General features: G+C 44.4%; 10 protein-coding genes. 5 read left to right on the top strand and 5 right to left on the bottom strand.

Features of this window, described 5'->3' with window-relative positions; genetic code table 11:
• Positions 1-56: 56 nt before the first annotated feature.
• Both KJB35_RS23920 and KJB35_RS23915 read right to left on the bottom strand, forming a co-directional pair.
• Complete coding sequence (locus KJB35_RS23920; protein ID WP_017636102.1) at positions 57-281, bottom strand: hypothetical protein; 225 nt, start codon at positions 279-281, stop codon at positions 57-59.
• Between the two features lie 98 nt (positions 282-379).
• Positions 380-1,771, bottom strand: a complete 1,392-nt coding sequence (locus KJB35_RS23915) for a PLP-dependent aminotransferase family protein (protein ID WP_213908177.1) — start codon at positions 1,769-1,771, stop codon at positions 380-382.
• A 259-nt stretch (positions 1,772-2,030) separates the two neighbouring features.
• Between KJB35_RS23915 and KJB35_RS23910 the strand changes: the two genes are divergently transcribed.
• The 3 genes from KJB35_RS23910 (at position 2,031) to KJB35_RS23900 (ending at position 4,329) form a co-directional block, all read left to right on the top strand.
• Entirely contained in the window at positions 2,031-2,261 is a 231-nt protein-coding gene (locus KJB35_RS23910) for a hypothetical protein (protein WP_005376886.1), read from the top strand.
• Between the two features lie 245 nt (positions 2,262-2,506).
• Positions 2,507-2,806, top strand: coding sequence for a hypothetical protein (locus KJB35_RS23905; protein ID WP_005376885.1), 300 nt, complete (start codon positions 2,507-2,509; stop codon positions 2,804-2,806).
• Between the two features lie 332 nt (positions 2,807-3,138).
• Positions 3,139-4,329: an amino acid aminotransferase gene (locus KJB35_RS23900; RefSeq protein WP_017636105.1), complete on the top strand. Its 1,191-nt coding sequence runs from the start codon at positions 3,139-3,141 to the stop codon at positions 4,327-4,329.
• An 89-nt stretch (positions 4,330-4,418) separates the two neighbouring features.
• Here KJB35_RS23900 and KJB35_RS23895 read toward each other — a convergent pair whose 3' ends face one another.
• Positions 4,419-5,060, bottom strand: a complete 642-nt coding sequence (locus KJB35_RS23895) for an outer membrane beta-barrel protein (RefSeq protein WP_005376883.1) — start codon at positions 5,058-5,060, stop codon at positions 4,419-4,421.
• Positions 5,061-5,374: 314 nt separating this feature from the next.
• Between KJB35_RS23895 and KJB35_RS23890 the strand changes: the two genes are divergently transcribed.
• Together KJB35_RS23890 and KJB35_RS23885 are read left to right on the top strand one after the other, a co-directional pair.
• Positions 5,375-7,264, top strand: a complete 1,890-nt coding sequence (locus KJB35_RS23890) for a DUF294 nucleotidyltransferase-like domain-containing protein (RefSeq protein WP_169628544.1) — start codon at positions 5,375-5,377, stop codon at positions 7,262-7,264.
• An 8-nt stretch (positions 7,265-7,272) separates the two neighbouring features.
• Positions 7,273-7,992 carry a 3'-5' exonuclease gene (locus KJB35_RS23885; protein ID WP_005376881.1) on the top strand — a complete coding sequence of 240 codons (720 nt, stop codon included), beginning with the start codon at positions 7,273-7,275 and terminating at the stop codon, positions 7,990-7,992.
• A gap of 70 nt (positions 7,993-8,062) precedes the next feature.
• On the opposite strand, the gene KJB35_RS23880 is transcribed toward KJB35_RS23885, so the two are convergent.
• Positions 8,063-9,946, bottom strand: coding sequence for a methyl-accepting chemotaxis protein (locus KJB35_RS23880; protein WP_005376880.1), 1,884 nt, complete (start codon positions 9,944-9,946; stop codon positions 8,063-8,065).
• A gap of 231 nt (positions 9,947-10,177) precedes the next feature.
• Complete coding sequence (locus tag KJB35_RS23875) at positions 10,178-11,749, bottom strand: BCCT family transporter (protein WP_005376879.1); 1,572 nt, start codon at positions 11,747-11,749, stop codon at positions 10,178-10,180.
• Positions 11,750-11,958: the final 209 nt, after the last annotated feature.

The following is an 11,958-nucleotide window of genomic DNA, read 5'->3' as shown; positions in this document are numbered from 1 at the left end:
CATGTGGAGGTCTTTTATTTTGTACGAATGATTTTCTAGCAACCGGTGTATGCACTCTAGTTGTTATTTTCGTCGTCATCCTCATCTGCTCGCGCTGCGTATTTTACTCCAACCACACACAAGCCAAACATCACAAATGGGATAACGGCAGCAGTGTATTCCGTCCAAACCATATGAGAAAAAGATTTCGCCAATATCAAGTGTGCAAACACCAACAAAAATGCGCTAAAAATAGCAACACCCATCAACCTAAGTTCATGCTTTACCAACTGCTTTTTCATTACGGCTCCTAACCTAAATGGTTGTCTGCCCATGATTGAAACACAGCTTCGGTATCGTCCACTGATACAGTTTGAGCAAAAAACAGGTAAACAGTTGGCTAATGAAGTAATTCTCCGACCGTCTTCACGGCTTGTTCTAATTCATCATTTACAGGTAACGATGTATTAAGCCTCAGGTAGTTCTCATAATTTGGAGCGACAGAAAACAACTGACCAAATGCTACAGTGATGTTCGCTTCCAATAACTTCTGATAAATCGCTTTTCCGCACTTTGTTTTCGGCAGTTCTATCCAAAGAAAATAGCCGCCTTCCGGTTGCGTGTAACGAATCGATTGGGGAAAGTACTTATCAACCAGTTCAATAAACGCCAATTGCCGCTGCTCAAGATTCTTTCGCAGTTTTCTAAGATGGCTATCATAACTATCGTTTTGCAAGTAATGCGCGATACCCTGCTGGATTGGTGCACTGCCTGACAACGTCGAGATAAGTTGCAGCTTTTGAAGTTGCTCATTGAAGCGTTTGTTTACCACCCAGCCCAGCCTATAGCCAGGGCAAAGGCTTTTTGAAAATGATCCACAATGCAACACGCGCTCTTGTGTATCAAAAGCTTTAAGTGAGCTTGGCTTTTTTTCAGAAAAATAAAGCTCTGAATACACATCATCTTCGATCAAGTACACATCGTATTTATCAGCCAGTTCGACGATACGTTGCTTCTGCCCGTCACTTAATAAGGTTCCTGTTGGATTGTGAAAGTTAGTCATTAACCAACATGCGCGAACATCATTGTCGGCAAAAGTCGCTTCAATTTGATCCACTGAATGTCCAGTTAACGGATCCACCGTTATTTCTATCGCCTTTAGACCTAAACGTTCAATCGCTTGAAGTGCGCCATAAAACGTCGGTGATTCAACTACAACAGTATCTCCAGGCTGGGTCACGGCCTGAAGGCTCAAATTCAACGCTTCTAATGCGCCAGAAGTAACGACAATATCATCATGGGTAAACACCATACCTTGTTGGATGTACCGTTGAGCAATCAAACGGCGTAAAGACTCACAGCCCGGCGGCAAGTTATCCAATAACGTCTCTGCCCCCATCTTCCTGCCTGAGCTGGCTAGGTTGCGGTTTAGCGCTTCTAATGGGAACAATGCTGGGTCTGGAAACGCGGAGCCAAACTTCACCGCATTCGATGAGGCCTGATTTTTGAGGTAGTCGTAAAGTTCATCGTTGATGCTAGAGCGATAAACGGAAGTGGCTGGAGAACTCGGTTCGAAGCGGTCCAACTCCGCAGTCACAAAGTATCCAGACTGAGGTTTCGCTGCGACCCAACCTTGTGCTTCGAGCAGCTGATAAGCTTGTAATACCGTACCTGCGCTGACAGAATGGTTTCGGCTTGTTACACGCACTGATGGCAGCTTTTCCCCTGCTCTCCATGTATTTTGCTGAATCTGCGTTTTGAACAGCTCAGCCAGTTGACGGTATCGGTTCATGTTTCCCTCATTTCACTTACAGCCGCACCATAGCATACTTCGCGCCAGCATTCTGATATGGGAGTATTCAATTTAGCAACGTAATTTATCAAGCTTATCAATAGATATTTCAGCCACGAAGTGAGCGTTTATATCCCATACTTTGACTGTTACACACATATTGCCTCACATCTTTGCAATACCTAAAAGCCAAGGTTTTACGTTGGACTGAGTGCGTTAAACTCACTTCGAGCTACGGTCTTTAAATCAGGAGGAAGCGATGAAAGTTTTTACAATGGACGATCTCTCGTATCGCGGAAAACATAAAGGTGTACATAGTTGGGACCATCCTGGCAGTACCACCCCTTATTATTGGCATCCTGATTGGCTGCATATCGCTGAAGATGCTTTGGGTGAACACAAAAAGGCTGACCTTGAAGTCCCTGATGGAGAAACAGCTACAGAAGAGCATGTAAAAGCGGCGATTCTCAAACACTTGAATGACGAGTAGTTTAGGCTCTATCACCGTTCAAGAATAGCATTAGGTAGGCGAATCCATCGTCGTATGCTTTAAACACAAATAAAGCTAAAACCTGCCAAATAGTAAATTCTTCTGAATGAGAAGTACGCATCTTCTATCGCGTTCAAAGGGCAAAATAAGTCGATTGTTATCACATTAATTTTCATTACATCTGTTACATTTAAATAGTAATGGTGATGCACACCTCAACTCATGGATTATGAGAGAAAACAATAATGGCGAAATACAACGAAGAAGATATTAAATACAAAGGTGAATCCAACGGCGTACATTCTTGGAGCTCTCCTTCCGGCCAACCTTATTACTGGCATCCAGATTGGTTACACGTTGCAGAAGATGCGACGGGTACGCATCCGAAGCAAAAACTTGAAGTTGAAAAGACAGAAGTACCAACCGAAAAACACGCATTAAAAGCGATCTTAAAGCATATGAACGACTGGGCGACTGAAAAACTTTCTTCTAACCCTGACATCGAAACCAATGCGGTTGAGTCGGAAATCAATCTGAAGAAGTAACCCCAACCGATATCCATACTTCTAACAGTAAACGCTCCACCTTTGGTGGGGCGTTTTTGTCTCAACAAATCCTCACTAGACAACTATAAACGCGTTAACGCAAAGCACTGAATTGAAACGATTGGGATGTGTGCAAAACTTCTCCAACCATGGCATAAATGCCCTTCAAACTCTGTGCCTACCAAACGTTTTCATGGCAAAAACTTTAGTTATGTTAGAATTCTGTTTCAAATCGCAACTTTTTTAGGTTTTCTTTTCAGTAACGGTTGTAACCAATATTGCTGAAAGGTATAAATGTTAGCACACCCCTTCGATTAACATGGATGAAGATTATGTTTGAAAAAGTAGTTGCCGCTCCGGCTGACCCTATTCTTGGCCTTACTGAAGAGTTTAAAAAAGATGCTCGCGCAGACAAAATTAACCTTGGCGTAGGTATTTACAAAAACGAGCAAGGCGAAACTCCCGTTCTTGCGACAGTAAAGAAAGCTGAAGCAGCACTTGTTGAAACTGAAAAAACCAAATCTTACCTAACCATCGAAGGCACAGCAGAGTACGGTATTGCAGTGCAAAAACTGCTTTTCGGCTCTGATGCAGAAATTGTAAACGAAAAACGCGCTAAAACAGCTCAAGCTCCGGGTGGTACTGGTGCACTACGTGTTGCCGGCGAGTTCATTAAACGTCAACTAGGCGATGTAAAGATCTGGATCAGCAACCCAACATGGGCGAACCACAACGGCGTATTTACTGCTGCTGGTATCGAAACGGCACAATACAGCTACTACAATGCTGAAACAAAAGACAAAGACTTCGATGCGATGCTAAATGATCTGCAATCTGCATCTGAAGGCGACATCGTGCTTCTACACGGCTGCTGTCACAACCCTACAGGGATCGATCCTACGGCTGAAGAATGGGAAACATTGGCGAAACTTGTCGCAGAGAAGAAATTGCTTCCTCTGTTCGACTTCGCCTACCAAGGCTTTGCTAAAGGTGTGGAAGAAGATGCTGCAGGTCTTCGTACTTTTGCTAAGTACAACAAAGAAATTCTAGTCGCGAGCTCTTTCTCGAAAAACTTTGGCCTATACAATGAACGCGTAGGTGCCTTCACGTTAGTAGCTGAGTCAGAAGAAGTCGCAACAACCGCATTTTCTCAAGTTAAAGCCATTATTCGCTCTATCTACTCTAACCCACCTGCACACGGCAGTGCTGTCGTGACTCACATTCTTGGCAACGCCGAAATGCGTGCGGAATGGGAAGCTGAAGTAGCAGAAATGCGTGACCGTATTCAAGAAATGCGTGAACTATTTGTAGCGACACTAAAAGCAGAAGGTGTGGACGCAGACTTTAGTTTCATCGAACGTCAAAATGGTATGTTCTCTTTCTCTGGTCTTTCTAAAGAGCAAGTTAACCGCCTTAAAGAAGAGTTCGGTATTTACATTGTCGGTTCTGGCCGAATCAGTGTTGCTGGTATGACGAAGTCAAATATGGGCCCTCTGTGTAAAGGCATTGCAGCGGTTTTATAATCGACTGTCGCATACTTTGTTAAAAGGAAAGGTCAGCATAAGCTGACCTTTTTTGTTTTAACTTAACGCCAAAAACGAACCCGTCCGATCTAGTAGACAAACTTCAAACTCAGCCCAACTTCATTGACGTAATCTGAGCTTTCACCGCTGTAATCAGTATCTCTAAACTGATAAAAAAGACCAGTGCCGATGACTTTATGCCATTGGTAGTTAAGACCGATCTTAAAATTGTTCTCATCAACGATATCACTACGGTTCAACTCCACTTCAGCTGTCGCAATAAGCTTTTCACTGAGCAAGTAATTCACCCCAACAGTTACAGCTTGAATCAATTCGCTATCGGAAGACAACGTATTATCCGTTTTGTCGTCCGTCGCTTTCGCTTTGATTGCGCCTATTCCATATATCCCGTAGATATCGAATTGCTCTGTAACTCCATAACGGTAACCACCACCAAACAAAAGGCGGTCAATGCGAAGAGTAAAATCATCCGGATGGAAAAACTGCGCTGAGTAATCAACATTAAACAACCAATTCTCAGTAAACAAATAGTTACCACCGAGTCCCACTGTGGTCGTATTAGAGTTATCTAACCATTCTTCGTTTGTCGTTCCGGCACCAACATCCAAATGAATGTGTTCGTACCCAAATTTTTCTGCTTGGTCCATGACCACTGCGCTTGATATCGCCGGCAAAGCAGCTAAAGAAACAAGCAATAAATTTCTCACCATTCGACTTCCTTTCATGAGAATTATCTAAACACTGTATTCCATCGCCTGAGCTACTTGGCTCAAGAAGAATAGCTTAATCTAAAGACGTGATAACGATCTGAAACAGCCAAAGATCTAATCAGTCATCACGAAGAAAACATATCGGCGACGTCTTTTTCAATTGAGGTGACCATATAGTAGTAAAAATGAAGCTCCCTTATCGTGCGATATGTCAGAATCTTATGACTGAGCACGAAAATCGCGGTTCAGATAAGACTCTGTTTTAAAACTAAGTTAAGATTACTTTATTATTTGCGAACTAAAAGGCGCCTTCGATGGATGCAGAACTTCTCGAGATTTACAACTTTCTCGCCAAGTATCCCCCGTTCAATGAACTCCCTGAAGAAACACTAAACAAGGTGACAGAGAGTATCGAAATCTCGTACTACCGAGAAGATACCCCCATCATCCATTTTGGAGACTATATCCAAGATTTATACGTGGTGCGAAGCGGTGTTGTTGAAGTTTATCGACGCAAAGGTGAGCTGTATAATCGCCTTGACGAAGGTGACCTATTTGGCCAGATGGGCATGCTCACCAATAACAAAGTCCGCTTTCCGGTAAAAGCCATTGAGGATACCCTGCTCTACTGTATTCCTGGTGACATTTTCCAAGAAATTTACGATAACTTTGATTCCTTTGCGGATTTTGTTGAAGTTGAAAATAGCGCTCGTTTACGCCAAGCCATTTCAGAAAACAAAGACGCCAATGACCTGACGACGTCGAAAGTGAAAACCTTGCTGACTGGCGATGCTCATACGATTGATCGTGGTCAGACAATCCAGCAAGCCGCGCAGCAAATGGCGAATGACAACGTATCGGCTTTACTTATCGTCGACCCAGATTTCGTTCGTGACGAAGACGATCCACAGTCCCCAGTACTTGGTATCATTACCGACCGTGACTTGTGTACCCGTGTGTTAGCTGAAGGTTTGTCCCCACAGGACGATGTGTCCAGTGTGATGACCACGGAGGTCATGTCTCTTGACCACAACGCTTACATCTATGAAGCAATGTTAACGATGCTGCGTTACAACGTACATCACCTACCAGTGGTAAAAAACCAATTACCAATCGGTATTATCGAAACCACCGACATTGTTCGTTATGAATCTCAGAATTCGTTGTTGTTGGTGAGTAGTATTTTCCAACAACAGACTATCGAAGATTTAGCCGTTGTTGCCGAAGAAGTGAAAAGCAGCTTCGTGCGTCTGGTCAATGAAGATGCCAACTCTCACATGGTGGGTAGCGCGATGTCGGTCATTGGCCGAAGCTTCAAACAGCGTCTGCTAGAAATGGCAGAAGAAGAGCTTGGTCCACCGCCAATTCCTTATTGTTTCCTTGCACTTGGCTCAATGGGGCGAGATGAGCAACTGTTGGTGACTGACCAAGATAACGCCATCATTCTAGATGAAACTTATCAAGAAGAGAAACATGGTAAATACTTCGAAGCCCTAGCAAAATACGTCAGCGATGGGTTAGATGCCTGTGGCTACAAATATTGCACAGGCGATATTATGGCAACCAACCCACTGTGGCGCATGACTCGTTCAGAATGGGAAGAGTGTTTTGCTGACTGGATTGATAACCCGAACCCGAAAGCACTACTCAACGCCTCCATCTTTTTCGACTTGGATGGCGTCTATGGCCGCTTAAAATGGGCAGAACAGTTAACTAGCTTTATTGTTCGTCGCGCTCGAAAGAACAACCGCTTCTTAGCGTGTTTGGCTCGTAACGCACTAAACAGAACACCACCTCTAGGCTTCTTTAAAGACTTCGTGATGGAAAAAGATGGCAGACACAACAACTCCATCAACCTCAAACGTCGCGGTACTGCTCCTCTGGTCGACTTAATTCGCGTTCACTCTCTGGCGGTTGGTTCACGAGCACAGAACTCGTTTGAGCGTCTTGACGACATTATTGATGCTGGCATTTTGCCAAAAGGTCGAGCACAAGACTTAAAAGACGCGTTAGAGTTTATTTCCATGGTGCGTATTCGTCACCAAGCGACGGATGTGGAACTAGGCATTGATCCTGATAACAATATCGAACCGGAAAACCTCTCTGAGTTTGAACGTCGCAACCTAAAGGATGCATTCCAGATCCTAAGCAATGGTCAAAATTTCCTTAAGTTCCGCTACCAAGCGAACAAGAGCTTTAAGTGAGGTTTAGCATGATTAAAAAGCTCTTTCAGAAGCCAACCATTCAGTGGCCAACGAAGTTTGAACAAAAGCTGGAGATGGCGAAGGATGAGAATTTAATTGCGTTTTATAGCAACAAGCCGCCTGCTCCAGAAACACCGTTATCTGAGGTGGAGTTCGTGGCGTTAGATTTCGAAACGACGGGTTTGAATCCTGAAAAACATGACATCATTACTATTGGTTTAGTGCCGTTTAACCTGAAGCGAATTTTCCTACGTAACTCGCGTCATTGGAAGGTACGTCCACAGCGTGCACTCGATGAAGACTCAGTCATTATACACGGTATTACTCACAGCGAATTGATCGATGCGCCTGACTTAGGCGATATCTTAAGCGAGCTGCTACCATGCTTAAGCGGGAAAATCATTGTTGTTCATTACCGTCGTATCGAGAGAGAGTTTCTGGATAAAGCGCTCAAAAGCCGTTTAGGGGAAGGTATTGAGTTTCCTGTTTTAGATACGCTGCACCTTGAAGAAACGATTCAACAGAAACGTTCAGGCTCTCTCTGGGAGCGTTTAAAAGGGAAAAAACCAGAATCGGTTCGGCTAGCGCAATCTCGACGCCGTTATGGGCTGCCAGACTATACGCCTCACCATGCATTAACCGATGCAATTGCTACCGCAGAGCTACTGCAAGCGCAAATCGCCCATCATTACAGTGAAGAGCAACCCATCAGTGAGTTCTGGCTGTAATATACTTCACGCTTAATAGCGATCAAAAAAGGAGCCTGATGGCTCCTTTTTTACTTAGGTTGAGACAAGATTACAGCTTAAAGCGTTGAATCTCTTGTTCAAGTTCGTGTGATAGCTCAGACAGGTGAGCAGCTTGTTCTGCTGCTTGATGAGCTTCGACTGACAGCTCGTTAGACACGTCACGAATACCTTCAGTGTTACGAGTGATCTCAGTGGTTACCGATGCTTGCTCTTCTGCTGCTGAAGCAATCTGCGTTGCCATATCACTGATACGCTCAACAGCAGTGTGGATTTGCGTCAAGCTCGCTGCAGCCGCATTGGCATCATCAACACTGGTATCAGCTAGACGACGACTGTCACCCATAATACCGACCGCTTTGGCTGTTGTGCCTTGTAGCATCTCGATAGTTTCTTGAATCTCTTGCGTTGAAGCATGAGTACGTTGGCTCAATACGCGGACTTCATCTGCAACCACAGCAAAACCACGGCCTTGCTCACCTGCACGTGCCGCTTCGATCGCCGCGTTAAGTGCAAGTAGGTTCGTTTGCTCTGCAATGCCTTGAATCGTTGATAGAATCGTATTGATGCTATTTCCGTGTGCTTCTAGCTCTTGAATCACATCAGTAGCAACTTGAACTTCTTGCGCTAAGTTCTGAATAGAGCCTTGCGTTTGAGTTACTTGGCTTGAACCGTGTGAACAAGCTTGAACCGCTTCTTCTGAGTTACTTGCCGTGCTATCAGCATTACCTGCAATTTCTTGTGTCGCTGCTGCCATTTCGTTCACGGCCGTCGCCACCATGTTGATTTCATCTTGCTGGTAAGAGATACGCTGACTACGCTCCTCAGCTTGCTGTGCTGTCGTGCGTGCTTGCTCTGAAAGCGCAGAAGATACGTGGCTAAGCTTAGTAACCATTGTGTGCATGTTGCCAACAAAACGGTTGAAGTTTTCCGCCAGTTTACCTACTTCATCATCACTGCGTGGCTCTAGGCGTTGCGTTAAGTCACCTTCGCCAGATGCAATTTCTTCCAGTGCATTTGATACGCGGTTCAAGTCACGGAACAAGAAACCAACTAGCCAAGAAACTGCAAGAATAACCACAATCGTGATCGCCACAGCAGTGAACAATAGATCTCGTAGCAATACCGCATGACCTGCTTCTTCTGTTGCGCGATCCATTTCAATCGCAAACATCCAATGCGTGCCAGGAACTTTATTGAAGTAGTAAAGCTTCTCTTTTCCTTTGATTACCGTATCTTCGATACGACCTTCATCGGCGGCACGCTCAATTGCCTCTTCTGAAAAATCTTTTAGAACACTGGTGATAGGCTTAAGCGTCAAGCTTTTATCTGGATGCGCTAAAAAGGTGCCTTCATTCATGTCGATTAGCATCGCATGCGCGTTTTCACCTGCATCTAAGTTAATCACATCGCTGATAAGCTGATCGATCAGTACATCCGCACCAACAACACCAACAAACTGACCATTTTTCATTACTGGCTCAGCAATGGTCACAAGTAGTGCATTCGTGATTGCGTCTTGATATGCGGCTGTGATGATTTGCTTACCCGCTGCATCAGCATCCTTGTACCAAGGACGTGTGCGAGGGTCATAATCAGCACGGTTACGCTCCGGATGAGAGCGGTACATATCACCGTTTGGTGTACCAAGGAAGATGTCATCGAAGCCACCAGCCTTGCGAGCTTGTTGTAGGAAAGGAACAACGTCTTGCTCGGTCGAGTAGTCGTTGAACGCAGTGGCAATATCTTTACGGATATTGACCCAATCAGAAATTCCCTCTGACGCAGTAGTACTAAGACTTTGCGCACGTGAATAGACACCTGAACGAGTCTGATCAAATAATTGACCAGCCGACAACCAAGTAAGTGCTGTTGCCATCACAACAACAGCAGAAAGGCTTGCGCCTATAAGCTTTTGTTTTAATGATAATTTCATATTTATAGTTTTTTGAGTTGGGAGAACAGTTAAGGTGCATGAATATTACACACTTTTTTACGACTATTCACTAATTTTTAAAAAACAAAATAGCACATTAACTCTTTGTAAAATATGAACTTTCATGTGTCATTTTTTTGTCTCGAGCGTCATAAAAACCGCACAAAAAAAGCCAGCAAATTGCTGGCCTTTTGATTGATTGTTAGTCAAACGGTTTTATAAAATGCCGAATTACTGACGCTCTGTTCTCATACCCATCAATAAGCTCACACACATTGCAAGCAGAATGAAGGTAAATGGCAGTGCTGTAGAAATGGCACCAGCCTGAAGAGCTTGAACCGCCTCGGAGCCACCAATCCATAGCAGAGCAACCGCAATTGCACCTTCCATGAATGCCCAGAAGACACGTTGAAGTACAGGTGCATCAACTTTACCACCTGCCGTGATACTGTCGATAACAAGTGAACCAGAGTCAGAAGACGTAATGAAGAACACAAGTACCAACACAACAGCGATGATAGAAAGCATGCTACCAAATGGAAGAACATCAAACATTTGGAACATAGCGAGAGATACGTCAGTCAAGCCATTTGTGCCCAGCTCACCTACTTTATCAACAACTTGCTCGATCGCCAGGCCACCAAATACAGACATCCAAACAACGGTAACCGCCGTTGGAACCAGTAGAACTGCTGTGATGAACTCGCGAACGGTACGGCCACGAGAAACACGCGCGATGAACATGCCTACGAATGGCGACCATGAAATCCACCAAGCCCAGTAGAACACTGTCCAGCCTTGGAACCAAGCTTCGTCCGTACGACCAAACGGGTTACTTAGTGGGATGATATTCTCTACATATGCCATAAGTGTGGTTGGAATCGAACCTAGGCTCGCCGCCCAACCGATAAGACCAACAAGGAGAAGTAGCAAGAACGCCACAACCATGTTGATGTTACTAATGACTTTAACACCACCATCGATGCCGCGTACGACTGAAACAACAGCAAGTAAAGTCACCACGGTAATAACGACGATTTGCAGACCTAGGCCTGGCTCAACACCAAATACGTGATGAATACCACTTGCTGCTTGCTGCGCACCTAGACCTAGGGATGTAGCAAGACCAAATAAAGTCGCAAGTACAGCCAGAATGTCCACAATGTGGCCAGCCCAACCCCATGCACGATCACCCAGAAGTGGGTAGAAGATCGAACGCATAGATAGCGGTAAACCTTTGTTGTAGGCAAAGAATGCTAAAGAAAGTGCTACAACACCGTAAATTGCCCATGGGTGAAGGCCCCAGTGGAACATCGTTGCACCCAGTGCCAATCTCGCGGCTTCTGGTGTATTTGCCTCAACACCAAGTGGCGTTTCATACCAACCGGTGAAGTAAGCGACAGGTTCTGCAACACTCCAGAACATTAAACCGATACCCATACCAGCTGCAAATAGCATTGCAAGCCATGACATAAACGAGTAATCGGCAACAGCGTCTTTACCACCTAGTCGAATCTTACCCATTGGTGAGACGATAAGCGCCAAACAGAAAATAACGAAAATGTTACCTGCAATAATGAACAACCAATCGAATGAACCAATAATTTTCCACTTCAGCCCATCAAGTGCCGTCTTTGCGGTATGTGCATCTAGAACTAATGCAGCGACAAGAAACAGCGCAATCAAACCTGCACTAATACCAAAAACTGGGTTATGAACATCAAAACCCCATTTTTGAACGTTGTCCTGACCTACCGTATAGTCGGTACTATCGATACTGTACTTATCTATACCCTTTGTCATCGTTCCTCTCTATTTTTGTAGTGTTTTTACGTACCAAACAAAAAAATCTTTCGAACACGATACGTTTTGCATTCCGTGAAGGCGCAAGATCCTATCATTTGACACGTTTTTGTCTATCTTTTTGCTATTAAAAAATCCAATAACTTACTTTTCACTGTGTGGTTACGGCCTCTGATAGAACAAATCACTACTACAATAGTTAGACCACA

Source organism: Vibrio sp. D431a, assembly GCF_030248655.1.
GTDB classification, from domain to species: Bacteria; Pseudomonadota; Gammaproteobacteria; order Enterobacterales; family Vibrionaceae; genus Vibrio; species Vibrio alginolyticus.
The sequence above is the reverse complement of the archived record's forward strand: the minus strand, read 5'-3'. Positions and strand labels throughout refer to the sequence as shown.